Origin of the sequence: Arsenicicoccus sp. UBA7492, from assembly GCF_002479615.1 — a bacterium.
Classification (GTDB): domain Bacteria; phylum Actinomycetota; class Actinomycetes; order Actinomycetales; family Dermatophilaceae; genus Arsenicicoccus; species Arsenicicoccus bolidensis.
On the sequence record NZ_DLOE01000028.1, the window covers coordinates 127,422 to 148,163 of the forward strand.

The window sequence follows — 20,742 nt, forward strand, 5'->3', positions numbered from 1 at the left end:
CCATGACTCGTCCTCCGCCCCGTGTCCTCGCCGTCCTGCTGGTCGTCATCGCCGCCGCGCTGGCCCTGACGCTCGTCAACCTCGTGCGGGGAGGCTCCGACGTCGCCCCGCCGTCGTCGCCCGCCGGCCGAGCCGTGACGGCCCTCACGACCAGCACCGGCACCCAGGCGCTGCGGGCGGTCCCGGACGACTTCGAGGCCACCCTCGGCTACCAACCGGTCCTGCAGGACGGCGAGCTGGTGCGTCCCGACGGCGACTGCTCGTCCCCGGTCCCGCTCCCCCGCACGTTCGAGCCGGCCTGCCGCCAGCACGACCTCGGCTACGACCTGCTGCGGCACGCCGCGCTGACCGGGCGCCCTCTCGGCGGCTGGGCCCGCACCTCGATCGACGAGCTGCTCCGCGTCCGCCTCCAGCGGGCCTGCGCGGCCACGGGGAACCCTGCGTGCGACGTGAGCGCGCAGGTCGCCTCGTCGGTGGTCGCCCTGAACTCCTGGCGGCAGCTCGGAGGCGTGCCCCAGGAGACGCCGGCCGTCCAGGCGTCCCTGGCGGCGTCGACCGCCGGCGTGCTGGGTGTGGGGACGCTGACGCTGCCGGGTCGGCGCCGTCGCGCGGTGGCGGCTGCGCTGCGGGCCCGCCTGCCGGGCGCCCTCACCTCCGCGCTGGTCGCGGTGGCGGTCCTGGTGTCCCTGGCCCCCTCGCTGCTCCCTCGCCCCGCCGTCGTGCAGGGGCCGCTGACGGGGGTGCTGGTGGCCGTTGCCCTCGGGGTTGGTGGGGTGGTGCGGCTCGTATGGCGCCGCCTGCCCCCTCGCCGCCTGCCCCCTCGCCGGCCGCTGCCGATCGGCCGGGGCCGCGCCCTGGCGGTCGGCAGCGGTCTCGCGGCGGTGGGCGTCGGGTCAAGCCACCGCTACCAGGAGAGCCTCGCGCTGCGCCTGGACATGGCGGGTCCTGACGGGACCTACTGGCCGGCGGTCGTGACCCTGGCCGTCGTCGTGGCGCTCCTGCTGACGGGGCTGGCTCGTGGGGTCGGGCTCGGGGTCAGGGTCGGCGTCTCCCAGTTGCGCGCCCTGCGGCCTCGGGTGCGGCTGCGCGTGACGGGGGGGGTGCGGCGTCATCATGCTCGTGCTGGGGCTGGCGGCGGGGTCGGGGGCGGTGCAGGGTCCGGTGCTCGGCCTGCTGGACAAGGACCTCGACGCCCATCACGTGATGCTGCACCGGTCCTCGGTGGGGGCGGGTCGCGTCTTCGTGCGGGTGTCGGACGTCGGCGAGGCAGCCGCGCCCGAGCAGGCAGCCCGGCTCGCCGCGTCCCGCCTCGTGGAGGCCGGCGTCCGGGGACGCCGCGCGGTGGTGGTCGTGGTCCCGACGGGGAGCGGCTGGGTCAACCGCAACGCGATCGAGGGCTTCGAGCGCCAGCTCGGCTCGGGCGTGGCGACGGTGGCCGTGCAGTACGACCGCTCACCGAGCTGGCTGAGCCTGCTCGCCGAGCGAGACGTGAGCGAGGCGTCGGCGCGGGCGGTCGTCGACGCCGTCGCCGCGCGGATCGACGAGCTGCCGGCCGGGGAGCGCCCCGCCCTCTACGTCTACGGCGAGTCGCTCGGCGCCCTGGCGGGTCAGGCGGCCCTCGCCGATCACGCGCGGGCCGCACACGTGTGCGGATCCCTGTGGAGCGGGGTGCCGGGCGGGGGCAGGCTCGGCATCGCCCGCGAGCGCGCCCTCGCCAACGCGGACGACCCCATCGTGCACCTCGTCCCCGGCACGGCCACCCACCGACCGCTGCGCTGGGCCGGTGCGGTGTGGCTGCCGTGGGTGAGCTACGGCGGGGCCGCCGTGGACACCCTGTCCTCCCTCGCGCCCGGGGACGGCCACGGCCACCGGTACGGACCCGAGCAGGACTGGACCCTGCCGACGTGCAGCACCCCCGTGGCGGCCGGGGCCCGGCATACGGGCTGACCGGGGGTCCGGCCAGGGTCGTCCCCGAGTGCGAGCCCCCAGGCCCCCTGCCTAGGTTGGAGGCATCACCACCGACAACCTCCAGGGGGAGCAGATCATGAGCGACGCACCGCAGGACAAGCAGACCTTCACCGAGCGGATGGACGTGGCCAGCCACCAGCTGGTCGGCAAGGTCCGCGAGCTGGTCCAGGACGGCAACGCCAAGCGCGTCGTCATCAAGGACCAGGACGGCAAGGAGCTGCTGACCGTGCCGCTGACCATGGGCGTCGCCGCGGGTGGCGTCCTGACGCTGGCCGCCCCGATGCTCGCCGCCATCGGAGCCGTCGCGGCCCTGGTGACCAAGGTGCAGCTCGAGGTAGTGCGCGAGGGCACGCCCGGCGAGGCTGCCGCGACCGGCTCGGACGAGCCCGGCGCCGGTCAGCCCGACGTCACGCCCCTCGGCGACGGCAGCTGATCAGCCGCACCGCGACCCACCCGAACCACCCAGCGCGAGGGCGCCCGTGTCAGCGGGCGTCCTCGTCGGGCTGGTGGATGCCGAAGACGTTGCCCTCGGTGTCGAGGTAGTAGCCCTGCCACGCCATCCCGGGGAGGGCGTACTTGGGCAGGGCCAGCGTCCCGCCCGCCTCGAGGATGCGCTGCTCGGACTCGTCGTAGTCCTCGACGCCCATGGTCAGCACGGCGCCCTTGACCGCGCCGTCGGCCGCCGGCGACGGGCCCTGTCGCTGCATGAGGGCACCGTTGATGCCGAGCGTGCCCTCCTCGCCGGTCGTGACGCCGGCATAGGGCAGGCCGGCGAACTCGCTCCAGTCCTCGTAGCTCCAGCCGAACGCCGCGGCGTAGAACGCCATCGCGCGGTCGAGGTCGTCGACGTGGATCTCGAAGTGCACAGGACGGGACATGGTGGCCTCGCTGGTTCGTCGGTGGGCGACGGTGGACGTCGGTGGACGTCGTCGGTGACGTCGGACCGGCACGAGTCTGCCGGACTAGGGTGGCCATGGCCAGACTCTCGACGACGAACGGCGCCCACCATGACGGATCACGTCGACACCCCTCCCCTGCACTCCTTCACCCGCGCCGGGCTGACCTTCGAGGTCATCGACAGCGGGCCGCGCGACGGCGAGGTGGTCGTGCTGCTGCACGGCTTCCCCGAGGACGCGACGGCCTGGACGGCGGTCTCGGAACGCCTGCACGCCAAGGGTTTCCGGACCCTCGCGCCCAACCAGCGGGGGTACTCCCCCGCCGCGTCGCCGGCCGGCAACGACGCCTACCGCGTCAGCGAGCTCGTGCGCGACGTGCTGGCCCTCGTCGACGCGTCGGGCGCCGGGCGCGTCCACCTGGTCGGGCACGACTGGGGAGGTGCCGTCGCCTGGGCCACCGCGCTGTCGGCACCCGACCGCCTGCTGTCCCTGACCGTCCTGTCCACGCCCCACCCCGCGGCGACGGAGCGAGCCATGCGGACGCCGGACCAGGCACGACGCAGCTGGTACATGCTGGCGTTCCAGGTGCCCGGCCTGCCCGAGCGGGTGCTGTCCCGGTCGATGCTGCGGTTCCTGACCAGCGCCGGCCTGCCCGCCGACCACGCCCAGCGGTATGCCGCCCGCTTCGCCACCCCGGCGAGCCTGCGCGGCCCGATCGGCTGGTACCGCGCGAGCGCCCCCTGGCGGTCGCTGACGTCCGGCGGTCTCGGCTCGAGGAAGGCTGCTGGCGGGCGTGGGGCCGCGGCGAGGAGTGCCGGCTCGACGAACGGTGCTGCCGCGCAACGGTCCTCGCAGGTCCAGGTCCCGACGACCTACGTGTGGGGACGCCGCGACGTCGCCCTCGGCCGCGCCGCTGCGGAGGCCACTGCCGCGTTCGTCGACGCGGACTACCGGTTTGCTGAGCTCGACGCCGGGCACTGGCTCCCCGAGTGCAACCCCGACGACGTCGCCGACGCGATCACGGACCGAGCGCGAGGCGGGCGCGGCACGCATGACTGACGCGCCGGCTCCACGCAGCTCGGGCGGCTCGCGTCACCGATCGTGACGTCGGGCCGGACGGGCAGCGGTGACCAGCTCCGTCATACGGGCTGAGCCTGGGTCCTGCTGAGCCTCAGGGCATCTGGATCTCACCGAGCTCGTCCCAGCCGGTGCCGGGCTTCTCGAACGAGATGACCTTGGGGCGCGTGGCGGCGTACTTCCCCTGCGTCTTCATGGCCTCGGCGAAGTGGCCGGACTCGACGTGCTCCTTGCCGGCCTGCGCGTCCTTGTAGGCCTCGATGAGGACGTACTCGTTGGGGTTGTCGCACGAGCGCGACCACTCGAACCACAGGCAGCCCGGCTCGGCGCGGCACGCCTCGGTGAACTCCCGGGTCAGCTCGAGGAAGTCGTCGGCGTACTCCGGCTTGACGTCCCACTTGACGGTGATCGTGATCATCGGGCGCTCCTCGCAAATCGGGTTTGTCGTCGCCCCATTGTGGGCCAGGCTGGCCCCCATGACGGACCCCTCCCCCGCGGACCTGCTCGCCCGGTACGACGCCCAGCTCCGCGACGAGGCCGAGCTCGTCTCGGCCGGCACCAAGGAACGGCACGGGCCCGTCCTCTGGGGGGTGTATCGCGGGGTGCGCGGCTTCGTCACCTACCGGGACCTGGGCGGGCTCGACGCGGCCAGGATCGAGCAGCTGGTGCAGAAGACGCTCGAGCACTATCGCTCGGACGAACGAATCACCAGGGTGGAGTGGAAGACTCGCGGCCACGACGTGGCGCCAGGACTGCACGACGCCCTGGTCACCCAGGGGTTCGTCCCGGGCGCACCGGAGTCCGTGATGATCGGCGAGGCTGCGAAGCTCGCGGTGGACGTGCCCCTGCCTGACGGGGCGGCCGTCGAGCTGCGGCGGGTCGAGTCGGAGGCCGACGTGCGGCGTCTGTGCGAGGCCGCGGACGAGGCCTTCGGGGAAGCCGTCCCGGGGATGGCCGATGAGCTGCTCGACCGCCTGGCGCTCGGGCGCGACGACCTGGAGCTGTGGATCGCCGAGATCGACGGGCTGGTCGTGTGCACCGGGCGGATCGAGCCTGTCGTGGGCACCGAGTTCGCCGGCCTCTGGGGCGGGGCGACGCTCGCCCAGTGGCGTGGGCGAGGGATCTATCGAGCCCTGACGGCGGCGCGGGCACGCTCGGCGCTGCGGCGCGGCGCGACCTTGCTGCACAGCGACTCGACCGAGCACTCCCGCCCCATCCTCGAGCGCTCCGGCTTCGTGAAGGTCACCACGACGACGCCGTACGTCTGGCGGCGGCCGTGAGCCTCTGGCGCTGGGGCCCTCGCCTCGCGGGTGCGAGATGACGTCGACCTCACAGGTCGTGGCGGCTGATCGGCATACGGTCAAATGATGGCTATCAGGGTCAAACGCTCTATATTTTCGATGTATCGTTCGATACCGTGGTCGTATGACGTACACCGACGTTCTCGCGGCAAGGGGCACCCTCGACGGGGCCCTGGAGGCGTTGCGCATGCTCGGTGCTGGGGTGAGCTCGGTCCAGTCCATGGATCTGGCCGGGTTGGCGGTGACCGCGACGCAGGTCGCTGCGGCGGCGCGGGGCCTGGCGTGCGCCGTCACCATCGAGGCCGGCGAGCGGGGTGTGATCCGCGAGTCGGGGTCGACTGGCGCGGCCGCCTGGCTGACCGATGCCGGCGCCGCGCTCACCGAGACCGACGCGCACGCCATCCGACGGGCGATCGACACGACGACCCGGCCGGTACTGTCCGGGCTCCGCGACGCGCTCAGGACGGGTGACGTGACTCCGAGCGACGCGGGCCGCGCCGCCTCTGTCTTCGACGAGCTGCGCACCGCCACCGACCCGGCCATGCACGACGAGATCGCCGAGGCCGCCACGACCCTCGCCCGCCAGTGCACCAGCCGGCGCTCGCTGGCCCGGTTCAAGACCGACATGCTCGCCCGCTACGGCACCCTCGACAGCGAGGAACGCACCCGCAGCCACCACGCCGCCCAGCGCGGCCTGTCCGGATTCACCGAGATGCCGGACGGGCTCTATCGCCTCGAGGGCCTGCTCTCCCCGACCGACAAGGCCACCTTGGACGCCGCCCTCACGGCTCTGTCGGCGCCGGTCCCCAACCCCGAGCCCGGCCAGATCGACACCCGGCTCCCCCGCGAGCGCCGCTTGGACGCTCTCATGCGGATGGCGGAGCTCGTCGGCGCCTCCACGGTGACCGGACCCATGGGTGCCGGCACCAGGGTCAACCTCACGCTCCCGCTGGATGCGCTCGCCCGGCCGTGCGAGCATCGGGCCAAGGACATGTTCGGGCTCTGGCGGCCCACCGGGGAGCCGTGCGACTGCACCACGCCCGTGGCCGCCGTCGACGACCTCGGCACCCACCTGCTTCCGGCCTACGCCCGCGAGCTCTCCTGCGATGCCGAGGTCACGCCCGTCTGGCTGGGTGAGGGTGGCCAGCCCCTGACCCTTGGACGGACGGAGCGTCTGGCCAGCAAGGGGCAGCGGAGCGCGCTCGAGGTGCGCGACGGCGGATGCAGCTTCCCCGGCTGCGACAACCCCGCCTCCTGGTCACGGGTCCACCACATCGTCCACTGGGCCGACGGTGGCGCCACCGACGCCGACAACCTCGCCCTGCTGTGCGGACCGCACCACCGGTTCGTCCACCGGCACGACATCACCGGACGCGTCACCCCCGACGGCGGCCGGGTCGAGTGGGACGTGGTCAACGTCCTGGGCGGGTGGCGCCCCGCACCCCGACCTGCAGACGCAACTGGCCCGCCCGACCCGGCGGACGCCACAGGCACCCCTGACCGGACACCACCGGCAGGCGACTCCGTCGAGGCGCACGGGGAGACGCCGGGCGTGAACCGGCCGGAGACCGATCCGCCCGGCGACCACGACCTGGCGACCTGACCCGTTGCCGTGTGCCCTGGTGCCTCCGCGCCGGGGTCAGGCGGCCATGCCCACGCACAGCTGCCAGGTCACGCCGTAGCGGTCCCCCACCCACCCGAAGTACGGCGCGAATCCGTAGTCACCGCGCGGCATGTAGACCTGCCCGCCATCGACCAGGACGTCCCAGACCCGATCGAGCTCGGCCTGGTCCGCGCAGTCGACCCACAGCGAGATCGACGGGGTCAGGCCGAACGCATGGGAGACCCCCGAGTCCACCACCATGACGCGGTGGCCCTTGAGCTCGGCGGACGCGTGCAGGACCGGCCCGGTCGCCTGCCCCAGATCACCCTCACGACGAGCCAGCAGCCCCGCGACCCAGTCACCCCCGAAGGCCTCGGCATACAGGTCGAGGGCGCCCTCGGCGCCTCCCTCGAGCATGATGAGCGTCGCGGCACCCTGGGTCTGCGTCATGACGCCACCCTAGACGGGCATGACGGGCCGGAACAGGCATGATGACCCGGTGCCTCCCCGCTCCCCGCTCCCGCCCCGCCACGGGCTGCAGTCGGCCTGGGTGCGTACTCCGGACCGGGATCCGGGCCGGGTCGCCCCCTGGGAGACGATGCGAGACTGGTTACGGCACAAGCTCCCTGACGAGGTCGATGTCGAATCGATGCTGGCCGCAAAGCGATTCGTGGACGACGATGGTCACCCCTGGACCGGAGACGAGCCCTACCGCCCGCACACCTTCGTGTGGTTCCACCGTGACCTGCGCGAGGAGCCTGTCGTGCCAGGCGAGCTCACCGTCCTGCACCAGGACGAGCGGATCGTCGTGGTGGACAAGCCGCACTTCCTCTCGACCATCCCGCGCGGGCGCCACGTCACTCAGTCGGTGGTCGTCCGTGCGCGCGGCACGCTCGATCTACCCGAGCTCGGACCCGCTCACCGGCTCGACCGACTGACCGCCGGGGTGCTCGTCCTCACGACCGAGCGACGCTGGCGGGCGCCCTACCAACGGATGTTCGAGCAACGGATCCCGGTCAAGACCTACGAGGCCATCGCCCCGCTCCGCCCTGATCTGACCCTGCCTCTCACGCTGCACAGCCACATCGTCAAGGACCGGGGTGTCCTGACGGCCCGCGAGGTCCCGGACGCGCCACCCAACGCCGAGACCGCGGTCGAGCTGGTCGAGGTGCGTGGCGGATTCGGACGCTACCGGTTGTCGCCCCGCACGGGACGGACGCATCAGCTGCGCCTGCACCTGGCGTCCCTCGGCATCCCCATCGTCGGCGACCCGCTGTATCCCACCGTCCTGCCCGACGCCGTCGACGACGTCAGCGAGCCCTTGCGCCTCCTGGCCCGGACGCTGGCGTTCGTCGATCCCGTGGACGGGACGCGGCGCAGGTTCGACAGCGAGCGCGAGCTGGCCTGGCCTAGCTGCCCGTAGCCTTGCCGCCATGCAGTGCGACTACTTCGACGCGGGGCGGTGCCGGTCGTGCACCTTCATGGGCGTTCCCTACACCGAGCAGCTCGCCGACAAGCAGCGCACCGTCGCCGACGTCCTGGCGGGCCACGTCCCCGAGGACGCGTGGCTCGACCCCCGACCCAGTCGCGAGAGCGAGTTCCGCAACAAGGCGAAGCTCGTCGTGGCGGGCACCACGGCAGCGCCGACCTTCGGCATCCTGGACGCCGGCGGGGCGGGGGTCGACCTGCGCGGATGCGGGCTCTACGAACCCGGGCTGCACGAGGCGGCGCTGGCGCTCGCCGAGGTCGTCCCCCGTCTCGGGCTCCAGCCGTATGACGTGCGCGGACGCCAGGGCGAGCTCAAGCATCTCCTCGTCACCCACTCCCCCACGGGCGAGCTCATGGTGCGCTTCGTGCTGCGCTCGACCAACCAGCTGGGTCGTCTGCGACGCGGCGTCCCGGTGCTGCTCGAGGCCCTGCCGCAGATCCGGGTCCTGTCGGCCAACCTCCAGCCCCGCCACGCCGCCGTGCTCGAGGGTGACGAGGAGGTCCTTCTCAGCGAGGCCGATACCCTGCCGATGCCTGTCGCCGGCGTGACGCTCCACCTCGGCACCCGCAGCTTCTTCCAGACCAACACCTCTGTCGCGGAGTCGTTGTACGCCCAGGCGGGCGACTGGGTCCTCGACGCGCAGGTCGGCACGTTGTGGGACCTCTACTGCGGCGTGGGCGGATTCGCGCTCCACGCGGCCGACCGGGCCTGCGCGTCCGGTCGGTCGATCCAGGTGCTGGGCATCGAGGTCTCACCCGAGGCGATCAGCAGCGCCCGCCGCAGCGCCGACGAGCTGGGTCTCGGCACAGCCCGATTCATCGACGGCGACGCGACCAGCCTTGCCCCGGAAGCGGACTCGCGTCCGGATCTGGTCGTGGTCAATCCCCCACGACGCGGGATCGGTGGCCCGCTCGCCCGCTGGCTCGAGGAGTCTCCCGCCTCCACCGTGATCTACTCCAGCTGCAACCCCGCCACGTTGGCGCGCGACCTGGCGGACATGCCCTGCTGGCAGGTCACCGCGGCAAGGCTGTTCGACATGTTCCCCCAGACCGCGCACGCCGAGGTCCTCGTGCGCCTGCAACGCCCCAGACCTCGCTGAGATGATGGCCCCATGACCGTCATCCGGCCCCTCGACCTGGCGGACGTGCCCGCTCTGACCGAGCTGGTCCTCACGAGCCGAGAGCACCTGGCGCCGTGGGAGCCGGCGCGCCCGGAGCGCTTCTACACCGAGGAAGGCCAGCGCGAGATGGTGCGCCTGGCCCTCGCCGAGCGCCATGGTGGCCGCATGGGCCCCTATGTCGTCACGGACGAGCGCGGGCGGATCGCGGGACGCATCACCCTCAACAACATCGTCCGGGGCGCCGGGCAGTACGCGAGCGTGGGGTACTGGCTCGGCGCGGGATTCACCGGACGGGGGCTGGCGACGCGTGCCGTGGCCGAGCTGTCGGACCTTGCCTTCGGCGAGTGGCAGCTGCACCGCCTCGAGGCCGGCACCCTGCTGCACAACCTCGCCTCGCAGCAGGTCTTGGAGCGCAACGGATTTCAACGCTACGGCCTGGCGCGCAAGTACGTCATGATCGCGGGCACCTACCAGGACCACCAGCTCTACGAGCTGCTCTCGCCGGACCTTCGCTAGCTCACCGCCGGTCGTTCACGGTCGGCCCTGGGGGCAGGGGTCTTGTGCGGCATCGTCACGGATGTATACGGTGTTCACATGATGAGCATGGATGCTACCCAGCTGATCTCCTCCTACGAGCAGGCGGTCGCCTCGATCGACGTCGACGGGCTGCTGGAGCTCTACGCGGACCACGTCCGGGTCTTCGACGGCACGTCGGCCTGGCAGTATCCCTCCAAGGACGAGTGGCGGGCCGCCGTCGTCGAGTGGTTCGGCTACCTGTCCGGCAACGGGATCTGCGAGATCCGCGAACCACGGGTCGCCGGCTCCGACGACCTCGTCGTCATCTCCGGGCTGGCGTTCTACGCCGCCGACGATCGCCAGGGCGGGCGCGCGGAGATCGTCTCCCGGTTCACCCAGGTGTGGGAGCCCGGCGATGGCGGCCCGCGCATCACGCACGAGCACACCTCGCTCCCGCTCGACGACCAGTGCCAGCACCCGCTGCCGCAACCCACGACCTGACCCGGACCGCGAGCGCGTCCCGAGCACGACACATCTCCCCGCCGGCCACGAGCCCGGCCTACGCTGGGACGCATGGCAGTGCGACGACCCGCCGTCGCGGGCACGTTCTACCCCGCCCAGCCCGCGGTCCTCGAGCAGCTGGTGGACCAGCTGCTGGCCGAGGCCGGCACGTCGGGCACGTCACGAGTGCCGCACACGGACCCGCTGCGTGCTGACTCGCCGCCCACTGAATACTCCGGCCCGAACCCGTCACGCACCGCCTCGCCTGCGGCCACCGCACCGATCCGGCTCGGCGCGTGGTCGGTCATCGCCCCGCACGCCGGCTACGTCTACTCCGGGTCGACGGCCGCGGTCGCCTACCGCCACCTCCGTCGCGACGGCATCGAGCGGGTCGCGGTGCTGGGCCCGACGCACCGCGTGCCCCTCCGTGGTGTCGCGACCTCGAGCGCCTCGGCGTGGAGCACCCCTCTCGGGGAGGCCCGGGCGATCGTGCCACCCTCCGTGGCAGCGCTGCCCCAGGTCGTCGTCAGTGACGAGGCCCACGCCCCGGAGCACTCCATCGAGGTCCACGTGCCCTTCCTGCAGCGGCTGCTCCCCCAGGCCGACCTCGTCCCGCTCGCGGTCGGTCGCGCCACTCCCTCCGAGGTCGCCGACGTCGTCGACGCGCTGCTGGACGATCCGGCGACAGTCGTCGTCATCAGCTCCGACCTGTCCCACTACCTGCCGTATGACGCCGCCCGTCGCCTCGATCGCGACACCATCGACCAGGTCACCGCCCTGAGGGGCGACCTCGACCACGAGCAGGCCTGCGGCGCGACCCCCATCAACGGCCTCATGGAGCACGCCCGCCGCCGAGGGGGCACGATCCGCGCGCTGGCGTCGTGCTCGTCCGGCGACACGGCAGGCGACCGCGACCGGGTCGTCGGCTACGCGGCCCTCGCGCTCGAGGAGAAGGCGTTCGAGGAGACGGCATTCGTGGAGGCCGGGCCATGACCTCCACCGTCCCGGCCGACGCCGGCCCCGTCCTCCTCGCCGTCGCACGCGGCGCGATCCACGGCCGCCTCGGCATCGCCGCCCGGCAGTCCGACGCCGACTTCCCCGACCCGCTGGACGGCCCCACCCGGGAGAGGTGGCTGCTCGACGACGGCGCCTCGTTCGTGACCCTGCACCTCGACCGCCGCCTCCGCGGCTGCATCGGCACGCTGACGGCATACCGACCGCTCCTCGACGACGTCCGCGCCAACGCCGTGGCGGCGGCCAGCACGGACCCGCGCTTCCCGCCGGTCGGGCCCGACGAGGCGCCGCACCTCGCCATCGAGGTGTCGGTCCTGTCGGTCCCCGAACCGATCCAGGTCACGTCGGAGCGCGACGCGGTGCTCGCCCTGCGGCCGCGGGTGGACGGGGTGGTCCTCGAGGCAGCTGGTCGTCGCGCGACCTACCTGCCACAGGTGTGGGACCAGCTCACCGACCCCCTGGACTTCCTGCGCAGCCTGCGCGCCAAGGCGGGCCTGCCCCGGGACCACTGGGACGATGGCGTGCGCCTCTCCCGATACAGCGTCACGTCCTTCGAGGAGGAGCCGTGAGCAGCCTCGCCCGCTACTGGCACGCCACCGACGACGGGCGGGTCCGTTGCGTCCTGTGCCCCCGCGAGTGCACGCTGCGCGAGGGGCAACGCGGCTACTGCTTCGTGCGTCGCAACGAGGGCGGCGAGCTGCACCTGACGACCTACGGGCGCTCCAGCGGGTTCTGCCTCGACCCCGTCGAGAAGAAGCCGCTGCGTCACTTCTACCCCGGCACCAGCGTCCTGTCCTTCGGGACCGCGGGGTGCAACCTCGGCTGTCGCTTCTGCCAGAACTGGGACATCTCCACGTCCCGCGAGATGGACCGCCTGCAGGACGACGCCTCCCCCGCACAGATCGCCGACGCGGCCCGCGACTGGCAGGCCGCCTCGGTGGCCTTCACCTACAACGACCCGGTGATCTTCGCGGAGTACGCCATCGACGTCGCGCACGCCTGCCACGAGCGCGGGGTCCGGACGATCGCCGTGACCGCGGGCTACGTCCAGGGCGAGGCACGTCGCGACTTCTTCGCGCCCATGGACGCCGCGAACGTCGACCTCAAGGGCTTCTCCCCCGAGTTCTACCGCGGGGTCACCGGCGCGCGTCTCGACACGGTGCTCGCGACCCTCACCTATCTGGTCCACGAGACCGACGTGTGGGTCGAGCTGACCACGCTGCTCATCCCGGGGCACAACGACAGCGACGACGAGATCGAGCGCATGTGCCGGTGGGTCGTGGCAGAGTTCGGCCCGGACCTGCCGCACCACTTCACGGCCTTCCACCCCGACAACCGGATGCGAGACGTGCCGCGCACTCCGGTCGACACCCTGGAGCGCGCCAGACGCATCGCGACGGACGCCGGCGAGCACTTCGCCTACACCGGCAACGCGCGCAACCCTGAGGGCGACACGACGCGATGTCCCGGATGCGGCTCAGCGGTGATCGAGCGCGCCGGCTACACCATCACGGGCTACCGGCTCGACGAGCAGGGCCGGTGCGAGCGCTGCGGCATCTCTCTCCCGGGCCGGTATGCCGACCAGCCCGGCGACTTCGGCACCCGCCGCATCCCGCTGAGGATCACGCCCGCGGGGCGCTGACACGTCGGGTGCGGCGAGGTGAGGCGGCTTGCTCTCCAGGGCCTTGAGACGGCCCGCTCGTCGTCGGCCCGGGCTCACTAGGCTGTTCGCATGAAGCTCGGCGTGGATCTCGGCACCACTCGCACCATCGTCGCCACGGCCGACCGCGGCAACTATCCGGTCGTCACCTTCTACGACGGAGACGGCGAGGCGCACGAGCACCTGCCGTCGGTGGTCGCGCTGGACGATGACCGGCTCGTGTTCGGCTTCGAGGCGCTGGCGGCCGCTCGAGCCGGGGCACCGCTGACGCGGTCCTTCAAGCGGGTGCTGGCAGCCCCGGACGTGACAGCCGAGACACCCGTCACCGTCGGCACCAGGCAGGTCCCCGTGCTGGAGCTGCTGACGGCATACGCCGCTGCTCTGCGCACGGCCCTGGTCGAGCAGTCGAGCCTGTCCGAAGAGCTGACCGTTGACTCCGAGCTGCAGGCGGCCGTCGGGGTCCCCGCCCACGCTCACGGACCGCAGCGCTTCCTGACGCTGGAGGCCTTCCGGCGGGCGGGCTTCACCGTGGTCGCCATGCTCAACGAGCCCTCGGCCGCGGGGTTCGAGTTCACGCACCGCAGACGCCGGGAGATCACCCGCAACCGCACCCGCGTCGTCGTCTACGACCTCGGCGGCGGGACCTTCGACGCCTCGGTGGTCGACGTCGCGGGCACCCACCACGAGGTGCTCGGGACGGTGGGTCTCAACCACGTGGGTGGCGACGACTTCGACCTGCTCCTGGCCGACCTGGCCGCCGAGTCGATCCACCAGCGGGTGGACGACCTCTCGGCCCCCGACCGCGACGACCTCCTGGAGCAGGCCAGAGAGCTCAAGGAGCACCTGTCACCCCAGACCCGGCGCCTGACCCTCGAGGTCGCCGGGACCGAGGTCGGTGTCCCTGTCACCGCGTTCTACGGCCGTGCCACACCGCTCGTTGAGCAGACGGTGGACGCCATGGGCCCGCTGATGGGAGACGCCGACGACCACGTCGACGAGCTGCACGACGTGGCCGGCATCTATCTCGTCGGGGGTGCGAGCGGCCTGCCTCTCGTCCCGCGGCTGCTCAAGGAAAGGTTCGGTCGGCGAGTTCACCGCTCACCGCTGCCCGCGGCGTCCACCGCCATCGGGTTGGCCATCGCGACCGACGACGACGCGGGCTACTCGCTCCGGGACCGGCTGTCGCGCGGTTTCGGCGTCTTCCGAGAGCTGCGCGACGGGGAGGCCGTCGGCTTCGACCCCATCCTCGGGCGCACCGACGTCCTCGAACCGAGCGGCTGCCGCACGGCCACCCGTCGATATCGCGCGGCCCACGACGTCGGGTGGTACCGCTACGTCGAGCACACCGACCTCGACGAGCACGGTGGCCCCACCGGAGATCTCGTCCCTTTCGCCGAGGTTCTCTTCCCCTTCGACCCCGTCCTGCGCGACGGCCGTGACCTGACCCGCGTCCCCGTGCAGCGTCGGGACGACGGCCCGCTGGTCGAGGAGCGCTACACCCTGGACGAGCACGGGATCGTGCAGGTGCGCATCACCGACCTCGACAGTGGCTACAGCCAGGTCCACGCCCTGCGCGCGGACGGGTAGGTCCGGCCGTGGTGGACGGATCGAGTGCTGGTGATCGCACGGGGGACCCCGGCCACCCCGGCCACCCGGATTACACCGAGTACGACACCCGGCTCGCGGCCTACTGCGTGATCGTCGACGATGAGGGCCGCCTCCTGCTCGCGCTCTGGAACGAAGGGACGCGCCCGATGTGGACGCTGCCCGGAGGCGGGGTCGAGCTGCACGAGACGGTGGCCGAGGCGTCCGTGCGCGAGGCCGCGGAAGAGACCGGGCTCGAGGTCGAGCTCGGTCCCCTCCTGGCCGTGGACACCCGCGTCATCCCCGCCGAGCAGCGGTGGAGCGGATCCGGTCGCCCGCTCAGAGCGGTGCGGGTCCTGCACGAGGCCACGGTCGTCGGTGGCATCCTCACCAACGAGGTCGCGGGCACCACGGACGAGGCCCGGTGGTTCCCCATGGCCGAGGTGCACGCCCTCGACCACGTCTCGCTGGTCGACGTCGCCCTGGCACACCTAGCAGGCCCACCACAGCGGCGTGCGGGCGCCTGAACCTCCGCGCACCTGAACCTAGGGGCACCTGAACCTCGGTGCAGCTGAACCTCGGTGCGACTTGGGCGCCTGATCCTCTCGATCGCTCGCCGTACATGCCTCAGGGCGGCTGGGCGTCACTTCAGACGCTTGAGCACCGCCTTGGCGACGCTCTCCGCGCTCTGGGGGTTCTGCCCCGTGATGAGGTTCTTGTCGCGCACCACGTTGTCCTTGAAGGGCAGCAGCGCCTTGGAGTACTTGGCTCCCAGCGCCTTGAGCTCCTCGTCCAGGCGGAAGGGCACGGCATCCTGGCGCTTGGCCAGCTTCTCCTCGGGCCAGGAGAAGCCCGTCACCTTGCGTCCCTTGATGACGGGTGTGCCGTCCTCGCGACGGGCGCCGAGCAGTCCGGCAGGGCCGTGGCACACCGCAGAGACGACCTTGCCCTGGGCGTCGAGATCGGCGACCAGGGCGCCGAGTGCCTCGCTGGTCGGGAAGTCGAACATCACGCCGTGGCCGCCGGTCAGGTAGATGGCGTCGAACTCGTCCGCCGTGAGGTCCTCGACCCGGACGGTGTCGTCCAGCAGGGACATGAAGGCCGGGTCGGCGTAGCGCTCACCGGTGCCCCCGCTCTTGAGCATCATCGTGGACAGGCTCTCGGGGTCGAGCGGCACGGCCCCTCCGCCGATGCTCGCGATGGTCACCTCGTGGCCGGCGTCGGTGACGACGTCGTAGAAGTGGGTCAGCTCCCCCAGCCACAGCCCGGTGCGGTAGCCGGCAGAGGTGTAGCGGGGGGTGCTCGTGACGACGATCAGGATGCGCTTGGGGGTGCGTGTCATGCGGCTCGGCATACCCACGATGGTCACGAGGCAGTCCCGGGGCCGGCGTCCGGCGCCTCCGGGGAGCCCTCGCCACGGGTGTGCCCCGATGGCGCCTCGTAGGGCGCCTCCGCCACCGGCTCCCGGGTCTGCCCGAGGTGGCTGTTGTTCTCCGGGGTCGACGCCAGGTGGCTGTCGTCGCCGGTCAGCGCCGCCAGGATCCGACGTTGCGTGGCCGCCTCGACCCCTCGCCCCTGACGCTCGAGCGTGCGGGCGAGCAGCAGCCGGACGTAGTCGTCCGTCGGGGCTCGGTCGACGAGCTCGGTGAGCTGCTCCTCGGCCCGACCGAGCTGGGCCGAGTGGTAGTAGGCGCGGGCGAGGAGGAGTCGGACGGCGACGTTGTCGGGCTCGGACTCCAGCAGGTCGGACAGCGAGTGGGCGGCCGAGGTGTACTTCTTCTGCTCGAACAGGTGCTCGGCCATCGACAGCTGCAGGTAGCGCAGGTCCTCCACGGGTGCTCCTTCGGTCAGGACGATGTCGGCCTAACACGTCTGCGGCGCATGACATTCCCCCGCCCACCAGTTGCGCTGCGCCAGGCGCCAGAGGCGGCACGGCTGCGTCGATCCCGCCCGGACCTCGAGGCAGTGACCGACCGACGCGATCGGGCCGTCCCAGGACACGGCGAGCGCTCGTGGCTCCACCTCGTAGGCCCGCAGCTGCAGCTCGCAGTCGCACGACGCCCCGCGCGCGCCGAGCCGACGCTCGAGACGGCTGGCGCGCGGTGCCCGCTGCTCGCGCCACGTCTCGACCCACCGCCACGACCCGTCGCAGTCGAACCGCTGCACCATGCGTCCCACGTAGCACACGACGCACTCGTGCGGGTGCGCGCCCATCAGCTCGCGCACGACCTCCGTCGGGTCGATGTCCGCCACCGTCATCTGGGGTCTCCTCCCTCGCCGGGCCCAGTCTGGCGGGCGAGGGGCGGGCCGTCGGACGATCGGCGGCCGCCTGTGGACGACGGTCAAGGAGACGAGACGAGCTGTGGACAACTCGTCGTTCAGACGCGGACCACGGCCACCGGTGCGTGCGAGGCCTGCAGGACCTGCCGGCTGGTCGACCCGAGCAGCATGCCCGCGAAGCCACCCCGCCCGCGGCTGCCCACGACGACCATTGAGGCGCTGCGGGACTCCTCCGCGAGTGCCTTGACCGACGAGCCGCGGCGGATGCGGGCCTCGACGACCACCTCCGGGTGCTGCTCACGGCCTTGGTGGAGCACGTGCTCCACCAACTCGGTATGACGCCGGCTCATCTCGTCGTGCGCGGAGGAGCCCTGCTCCGTCGGGACGACGCCGCCCTCGAACTCCATCGTCCAGGCCCGGACGGCCACCAGCGGCACACCTCGACCGTCGGCCTCCCCGAAGGCGAACGCCGCGGCCCGGTGCCCCTCGGCCGAGTCGTCGACGCCGAGCACCACCGGTCCGTCTGCCGGGGCTCCGGCCGCACGGTCGGGGACGACGACCACGGGACAGTGCGCGTGCGCAGCGACAGCACCCGAGACGCTGCCGAGCAGCAGCCCCTCCCAGCCGCCCGCCCCGCGGCTTCCCGTGACCACGAGCTGCGCGTGCCGGGACGCCTCGATCAGCGCCGCCGAAGGGCTGCCCCAGACTGCCTGCGTCGTCACCTCCAGCTCGGGGTTGGACCCATGGACGGCAGCCTGGGCCTCGTCCAGGACCCGCTCCGTGCCCTGCTGGACGAGCTCCTCGAGCCCGTAGGACCACCCCAGCTCGTGCGGCCCAGGCTGCGCGACCTCTTGAGCCATCACGAGCAGCAGTCCCGCCCTGCGTCCCTCAGCCTCGCGAGCCGCCCACTCCAGGGCCGGGCGCGCGAGCGCTGAGCCGTCGACCCCGACGACGATGCGGTCAGTGGGGATGGTGTCGTGGGTCATGACAGGCTCCTTCGCTCGTCGGCGGAGCCCGCGTCGTGGGGTCACTCGGCGTCCGGTCGCACCTGCTCCCGGCGAGGCTCCTCACCTGACTCGATGTTAGCGATGGGGGTCCCCACCTCGACGGTGCGCCCCACCGTGCAGAGCCGGTCGTGCGACATACGGATCGCGTCAGGGAGCACCCGGCGGGCCGCGTCGCCCTCCGCTCCCTCCGGGAAGGTGACCTGCCAGGTGATCGTCAGGCCCTCGAGGCGCGACTCGCCGTCGACCTTGACCTTGTCGCCACCCACCTCCACCGAGAACCGCGCAGGCTCGGCACGCCGCGAGGTGAGGTGGTCGACGTCGACCATTGAGCAGCCTCCGATCGCGGCCAGCAGGGCCTCGACGGGGGTGAACGCCGCGTCCTCGCCGGTGCCCAGCTCGAGCGTCCCGCCGCGAGCGTTGGTGGCGGCATACCGCCCGAGGCTGGTCCGCTCGAGCTGGACGGAACGGCGGTGGTCAGGCTGCTGGGAGGTCGTCATGACCGCTAGCCTGCCACCGTGAGCAACGACACCGGTAGCCCCACCGTCCGCCCCGTCCCCGAGGGCCGACTCGTCCTGATCCGTCACGGCGAGACGGAGTGGTCCAAGGCCATGAAGCACACCGGCACCACCGACCTGGACCTCACCGAGCACGGCGAGGAGGCGGCGCGCCGCACCGCTCCCCTGCTCGAGGAGTTCGACTTCGCACTGGTCCTGTCGTCCCCCATGCGGCGAGCGCGACGCACCGCCGAGCTCGTGGGTCTGCCCGAGCCCGAGATCGACCCCAATCTCGTGGAGTGGGACTACGGCGGCTACGAGGGCCGCACGACGGCCGAGATCCGCGAGGAGCTCGGCTACGACTGGACGGTCTGGCAGGACGGGGTCGCCGCCGGCGACAGCCCCGGCGAGTCGATCGAGCAGGTCGCCGCCCGGGCGCGCGCGGTCATCGACCGCGTGATGCCCGTCCTCAAGGAGGGCAAGGACGTCGTGCTGGTCGGGCACGGCCACACCACTCGGATCCTCACCAGCGTGTGGCTGCGCACCGAGCCGAGGTTCGGAGCCCAGCTGGAGCTGCACGCCGGGTCGATCAGCGTGCTGGGCTACGAGCGGGCCTTCCCCTCGATCCAGCGCTGGAACCAGCCCGCACCGCGCTGATCAGCGCGGCAGCGACCACGTGTGCACGGGCTCACCCTCGTGCATGTTGTCGACGTAGCGGTGCAGCATCCGCCGCAGGGCCTCGTCGCGGTTGGCGCCCCGGTCCTGCAGCCGGTCCACGCAGCGCACCTGCCAGGCCGCGCCGTTCATCTCGGCCTTGCACCGCTCCTCGATGATGCCGAGGTAGCGGTCGCGCACGGCTGTCGCCACCCCCCACGACTCCAGTCCCGAGTCGGCCAACGGCAGCAGCTGGCGCAGGACCAGCTCGTCCACGGGGACGTCACCGCGACCCGGCCAGTAGAGGTTGGCGTTGAAGCCTCGGCGGGCACCGGCGAAGAAGTTCTCCTTGGCCGAGGCGAAGCTCATCTTGGACCACAGCGGCCGCTCCATGCTGACGAGAGCGTTGACGAGGCCGTAGTAGAAGGCCGCGTTGGCCATCGTGTCGGCCACGGTGGGGCCGGCCGGCAGGACGCGGTTCTCCACCCGCAGGTGCGGCTTGCCGTTCACGGTGTCGTAGATGGGGCGGTTCCAGCGATAGACGGTGCCGTTGTGCAGCTTGAGCTCGGACAGCTCGGGAGCCGTGCCCGACTCCATCACACCCACCGGGTCCTCCTCGCTGACCTCGGGGATGAGCGCGGGGAAGTAGCGGACGTTCTCCTCGAACAGGTCGAAGATCGAGGTCACCCACCGCTCACCGAACCACACTCTCGGCCGCACCCCCTGGTTGCGCAGCTCGATCGGGCGGGTGTCCGTGGCCTGGTGGAACAGCTGGATCCGCGTCTCTGCCCAGAGCTGGGAGCCAAAGAGGTATGGCGAGTTGGCCCCCACCGCCATCTGCACCCCCGCGATGGCCTGCGCGGCGTTCCAGAAGTTCGCGAAGTCCGCGGGCGCGACCTGCAGGTGGCACTGCACCGACGTGCAGGCGGCCTCGGGAGCGATCGTGTCCACGAAGGTGGCCACCCGCTCGCCGCCCCGTCCCTCCATGTCCAGGAGCAGGTCCTCGCCCCGCGCCTCCATGATCGCGTCGTTGAGCCCGAGGTAGCGCGGCGTCGGCGTCAGCGCGTCACGCCCCAGGTGCTCCTTGGTCAGCGTGGGCAGGATGCCGATGGTGACGATGTCCGTGTCACCGGTCTTGTCCCGGGCCGCGCGCAGGTGCTCGCGCAGCGTCTGCTCCAGCGCGTGGAGGCGATCGCCCGCGAGCGGCTCCGGCTCGACGTTGAGCTCGATGTTGAAGCGCGCGAGCTCGCTCTGGAAGAAGGGGTCGTCGATGGCCTCGAGAACCGCCTCGTTGGTCATGCTGGGTCGCAGGTCCTGGTCGACGAGGTTCATCTCGATCTCCAGTCCTGCCATCGGCTCGCTGGTCTCGAAGTCCTGCTGCCCGAGCATGCGCTCCAGCACGTCCAGGCACTGCTGGACCTTTTCTCGATAACGTTGACGCAGCTCGCGGGCGTTCAGCCCGGCGGAGATCTCTTGACCCATGCGGACTAGCGCACCACATGCGGGGCCGCGGCGCGCACCATGACCGGTCCGCGGCGCGTCCGGTCTGCGATCTGCCGCTCGAGGGCGCGTCCCCGA

Annotated in this window: 24 protein-coding genes and 1 pseudogene; 16 read left to right on the forward strand and 9 right to left on the reverse strand. The window is 72.1% G+C overall.

What is annotated here, in order from left to right:
- Positions 1 to 2 precede the first annotated feature (2 nt).
- From B4E97_RS19130 to B4E97_RS08365, 3 genes and pseudogenes are all read left to right on the forward strand, one after another.
- Positions 3 to 1,082, forward strand: a pseudogene (locus B4E97_RS19130) (alpha/beta-hydrolase N-terminal domain-containing protein); the annotation flags it as partial.
- A 31-nt stretch (positions 1,083 to 1,113) separates the two neighbouring features.
- Complete coding sequence (locus tag B4E97_RS08360; RefSeq protein WP_286959482.1) at positions 1,114 to 1,947, forward strand: alpha/beta-hydrolase family protein; 834 nt, start codon at positions 1,114 to 1,116, stop codon at positions 1,945 to 1,947.
- 97 nt (positions 1,948 to 2,044) lie between these two features.
- Positions 2,045 to 2,401, forward strand: a complete 357-nt coding sequence (locus B4E97_RS08365; RefSeq protein WP_029210602.1) for a DUF4342 domain-containing protein — start codon at positions 2,045 to 2,047, stop codon at positions 2,399 to 2,401.
- Positions 2,402 to 2,450: 49 nt separating this feature from the next.
- On the opposite strand, the gene B4E97_RS08370 is transcribed toward B4E97_RS08365, so the two are convergent.
- Positions 2,451 to 2,846 (reverse strand): VOC family protein, encoded by a 396-nt coding sequence (locus tag B4E97_RS08370; protein ID WP_037214151.1) that lies wholly within the window; start codon positions 2,844 to 2,846, stop codon positions 2,451 to 2,453.
- Between the two features lie 129 nt (positions 2,847 to 2,975).
- On the opposite strand from B4E97_RS08370, the gene B4E97_RS08375 reads away from it, so the two are divergent.
- Entirely contained in the window at positions 2,976 to 3,923 is a 948-nt protein-coding gene (locus B4E97_RS08375; RefSeq protein ID WP_286959483.1) for an alpha/beta fold hydrolase, read from the forward strand.
- A gap of 112 nt (positions 3,924 to 4,035) precedes the next feature.
- Here the strand turns inward: B4E97_RS08375 and B4E97_RS08380 are convergent, their stop codons facing one another.
- Positions 4,036 to 4,359 (reverse strand): putative quinol monooxygenase, encoded by a 324-nt coding sequence (locus tag B4E97_RS08380; protein WP_029210599.1) that lies wholly within the window; start codon positions 4,357 to 4,359, stop codon positions 4,036 to 4,038.
- Between the two features lie 58 nt (positions 4,360 to 4,417).
- On the opposite strand from B4E97_RS08380, the gene B4E97_RS08385 reads away from it, so the two are divergent.
- The gene (locus B4E97_RS08385; RefSeq protein WP_286959484.1) at positions 4,418 to 5,221 is read left to right on the forward strand and encodes a GNAT family N-acetyltransferase; all 804 of its coding nucleotides are present in this window, start codon (positions 4,418 to 4,420) and stop codon (positions 5,219 to 5,221) included.
- Positions 5,222 to 5,366: 145 nt separating this feature from the next.
- Positions 5,367 to 6,845 (forward strand): HNH endonuclease signature motif containing protein, encoded by a 1,479-nt coding sequence (locus tag B4E97_RS08390; protein ID WP_286959485.1) that lies wholly within the window; start codon positions 5,367 to 5,369, stop codon positions 6,843 to 6,845.
- A 36-nt stretch (positions 6,846 to 6,881) separates the two neighbouring features.
- Here B4E97_RS08390 and B4E97_RS08395 read toward each other — a convergent pair whose 3' ends face one another.
- Entirely contained in the window at positions 6,882 to 7,295 is a 414-nt protein-coding gene (locus tag B4E97_RS08395) for a VOC family protein (protein WP_286959486.1), read from the reverse strand.
- A gap of 199 nt (positions 7,296 to 7,494) precedes the next feature.
- Between B4E97_RS08395 and B4E97_RS08400 the strand changes: the two genes are divergently transcribed.
- The 9 genes from B4E97_RS08400 to B4E97_RS08440 all read left to right on the forward strand — a co-directional run bounded on the left by B4E97_RS08400 (position 7,495) and on the right by B4E97_RS08440 (position 15,256).
- The gene (locus tag B4E97_RS08400; RefSeq protein ID WP_275442116.1) at positions 7,495 to 8,268 is read left to right on the forward strand and encodes a pseudouridine synthase; all 774 of its coding nucleotides are present in this window, start codon (positions 7,495 to 7,497) and stop codon (positions 8,266 to 8,268) included.
- Positions 8,269 to 8,278: 10 nt separating this feature from the next.
- Positions 8,279 to 9,433 (forward strand): methyltransferase domain-containing protein, encoded by a 1,155-nt coding sequence (locus tag B4E97_RS08405; protein WP_286959487.1) that lies wholly within the window; start codon positions 8,279 to 8,281, stop codon positions 9,431 to 9,433.
- A gap of 12 nt (positions 9,434 to 9,445) precedes the next feature.
- Entirely contained in the window at positions 9,446 to 9,970 is a 525-nt protein-coding gene (locus tag B4E97_RS08410; protein ID WP_029210594.1) for a GNAT family N-acetyltransferase, read from the forward strand.
- Between the two features lie 78 nt (positions 9,971 to 10,048).
- Complete coding sequence (locus B4E97_RS08415; protein WP_084412465.1) at positions 10,049 to 10,471, forward strand: YybH family protein; 423 nt, start codon at positions 10,049 to 10,051, stop codon at positions 10,469 to 10,471.
- Between the two features lie 72 nt (positions 10,472 to 10,543).
- A complete protein-coding gene (gene amrB, locus B4E97_RS08420; protein ID WP_286959488.1) occupies positions 10,544 to 11,464 on the forward strand; it encodes an AmmeMemoRadiSam system protein B in 921 nt (306 codons plus the stop codon).
- The gene (amrA, locus tag B4E97_RS08425) at positions 11,461 to 12,054 is read left to right on the forward strand and encodes an AmmeMemoRadiSam system protein A (RefSeq protein WP_019285817.1); all 594 of its coding nucleotides are present in this window, start codon (positions 11,461 to 11,463) and stop codon (positions 12,052 to 12,054) included. Before amrB ends, amrA begins: the two co-directional genes overlap by 4 nt.
- Positions 12,051 to 13,127 carry an AmmeMemoRadiSam system radical SAM enzyme gene (gene amrS, locus B4E97_RS08430; RefSeq protein WP_286959489.1) on the forward strand — a complete coding sequence of 359 codons (1,077 nt, stop codon included), beginning with the start codon at positions 12,051 to 12,053 and terminating at the stop codon, positions 13,125 to 13,127. The genes amrA and amrS overlap by 4 nt, the downstream gene beginning before the upstream one ends.
- A 90-nt stretch (positions 13,128 to 13,217) precedes the next feature.
- Positions 13,218 to 14,732: an Hsp70 family protein gene (locus B4E97_RS08435; protein ID WP_029210590.1), complete on the forward strand. Its 1,515-nt coding sequence runs from the start codon at positions 13,218 to 13,220 to the stop codon at positions 14,730 to 14,732.
- An 8-nt stretch (positions 14,733 to 14,740) separates the two neighbouring features.
- Positions 14,741 to 15,256 (forward strand): NUDIX hydrolase, encoded by a 516-nt coding sequence (locus B4E97_RS08440; protein ID WP_019285814.1) that lies wholly within the window; start codon positions 14,741 to 14,743, stop codon positions 15,254 to 15,256.
- 116 nt (positions 15,257 to 15,372) lie between these two features.
- Here the strand turns inward: B4E97_RS08440 and B4E97_RS08445 are convergent, their stop codons facing one another.
- The 5 genes from B4E97_RS08445 to B4E97_RS08465 all read right to left on the reverse strand — a co-directional run bounded on the left by B4E97_RS08445 (position 15,373) and on the right by B4E97_RS08465 (position 18,513).
- Entirely contained in the window at positions 15,373 to 16,071 is a 699-nt protein-coding gene (locus B4E97_RS08445) for a type 1 glutamine amidotransferase domain-containing protein (protein ID WP_286959491.1), read from the reverse strand.
- A gap of 23 nt (positions 16,072 to 16,094) precedes the next feature.
- Entirely contained in the window at positions 16,095 to 16,562 is a 468-nt protein-coding gene (locus B4E97_RS08450) for a tetratricopeptide repeat protein (protein ID WP_286959492.1), read from the reverse strand.
- A gap of 30 nt (positions 16,563 to 16,592) precedes the next feature.
- Positions 16,593 to 16,988, reverse strand: a complete 396-nt coding sequence (locus tag B4E97_RS08455; protein ID WP_029210588.1) for a DUF2695 domain-containing protein — start codon at positions 16,986 to 16,988, stop codon at positions 16,593 to 16,595.
- 119 nt (positions 16,989 to 17,107) lie between these two features.
- Positions 17,108 to 17,995, reverse strand: a complete 888-nt coding sequence (locus tag B4E97_RS08460) for a universal stress protein (RefSeq protein WP_286959494.1) — start codon at positions 17,993 to 17,995, stop codon at positions 17,108 to 17,110.
- Positions 17,996 to 18,036: 41 nt separating this feature from the next.
- Entirely contained in the window at positions 18,037 to 18,513 is a 477-nt protein-coding gene (locus B4E97_RS08465; protein ID WP_286959495.1) for an OsmC family protein, read from the reverse strand.
- An 18-nt stretch (positions 18,514 to 18,531) separates the two neighbouring features.
- Between B4E97_RS08465 and B4E97_RS08470 the strand changes: the two genes are divergently transcribed.
- Positions 18,532 to 19,167, forward strand: coding sequence for a histidine phosphatase family protein (locus B4E97_RS08470; protein WP_239262357.1), 636 nt, complete (start codon positions 18,532 to 18,534; stop codon positions 19,165 to 19,167).
- Here B4E97_RS08470 and B4E97_RS08475 read toward each other — a convergent pair whose 3' ends face one another.
- The gene (locus B4E97_RS08475) at positions 19,168 to 20,646 is read right to left on the reverse strand and encodes a hypothetical protein (RefSeq protein ID WP_019285807.1); all 1,479 of its coding nucleotides are present in this window, start codon (positions 20,644 to 20,646) and stop codon (positions 19,168 to 19,170) included.
- Between the last annotated feature and the right edge of the window lie 96 nt (positions 20,647 to 20,742).

Coding starts and splice junctions, on each gene's coding strand:
- B4E97_RS08365 (WP_029210602.1), top strand. CDS start 2,045: ATGAGCGACGCACCGCAGGACAAGCAGACCTTCACCGAGCGGATGGAC.
- B4E97_RS08375 (WP_286959483.1), top strand. CDS start 2,976: ATGACGGATCACGTCGACACCCCTCCCCTGCACTCCTTCACCCGCGCC.
- B4E97_RS08405 (WP_286959487.1), top strand. CDS start 8,279: ATGCAGTGCGACTACTTCGACGCGGGGCGGTGCCGGTCGTGCACCTTC.
- B4E97_RS08395 (WP_286959486.1), bottom strand. CDS start 7,295: ATGACGCAGACCCAGGGTGCCGCGACGCTCATCATGCTCGAGGGAGGC.
- B4E97_RS08380 (WP_029210599.1), bottom strand. CDS start 4,359: ATGATCACGATCACCGTCAAGTGGGACGTCAAGCCGGAGTACGCCGAC.
- B4E97_RS08475 (WP_019285807.1), bottom strand. CDS start 20,646: ATGGGTCAAGAGATCTCCGCCGGGCTGAACGCCCGCGAGCTGCGTCAA.
- B4E97_RS08385 (WP_286959484.1), top strand. CDS start 4,418: ATGACGGACCCCTCCCCCGCGGACCTGCTCGCCCGGTACGACGCCCAG.
- B4E97_RS08400 (WP_275442116.1), top strand. CDS start 7,495: ATGCTGGCCGCAAAGCGATTCGTGGACGACGATGGTCACCCCTGGACC.
- B4E97_RS08455 (WP_029210588.1), bottom strand. CDS start 16,988: ATGACGGTGGCGGACATCGACCCGACGGAGGTCGTGCGCGAGCTGATG.
- B4E97_RS08435 (WP_029210590.1), top strand. CDS start 13,218: ATGAAGCTCGGCGTGGATCTCGGCACCACTCGCACCATCGTCGCCACG.
- B4E97_RS08360 (WP_286959482.1), top strand. CDS start 1,114: ATGCTCGTGCTGGGGCTGGCGGCGGGGTCGGGGGCGGTGCAGGGTCCG.
- amrB (WP_286959488.1), top strand. CDS start 10,544: ATGGCAGTGCGACGACCCGCCGTCGCGGGCACGTTCTACCCCGCCCAG.
- B4E97_RS08445 (WP_286959491.1), bottom strand. CDS start 16,071: ATGACACGCACCCCCAAGCGCATCCTGATCGTCGTCACGAGCACCCCC.
- B4E97_RS08460 (WP_286959494.1), bottom strand. CDS start 17,995: ATGACCCACGACACCATCCCCACTGACCGCATCGTCGTCGGGGTCGAC.
- B4E97_RS08410 (WP_029210594.1), top strand. CDS start 9,446: ATGACCGTCATCCGGCCCCTCGACCTGGCGGACGTGCCCGCTCTGACC.
- B4E97_RS08390 (WP_286959485.1), top strand. CDS start 5,367: ATGACGTACACCGACGTTCTCGCGGCAAGGGGCACCCTCGACGGGGCC.
- B4E97_RS08370 (WP_037214151.1), bottom strand. CDS start 2,846: ATGTCCCGTCCTGTGCACTTCGAGATCCACGTCGACGACCTCGACCGC.
- B4E97_RS08465 (WP_286959495.1), bottom strand. CDS start 18,513: ATGACGACCTCCCAGCAGCCTGACCACCGCCGTTCCGTCCAGCTCGAG.
- amrA (WP_019285817.1), top strand. CDS start 11,461: ATGACCTCCACCGTCCCGGCCGACGCCGGCCCCGTCCTCCTCGCCGTC.
- B4E97_RS08415 (WP_084412465.1), top strand. CDS start 10,049: ATGATGAGCATGGATGCTACCCAGCTGATCTCCTCCTACGAGCAGGCG.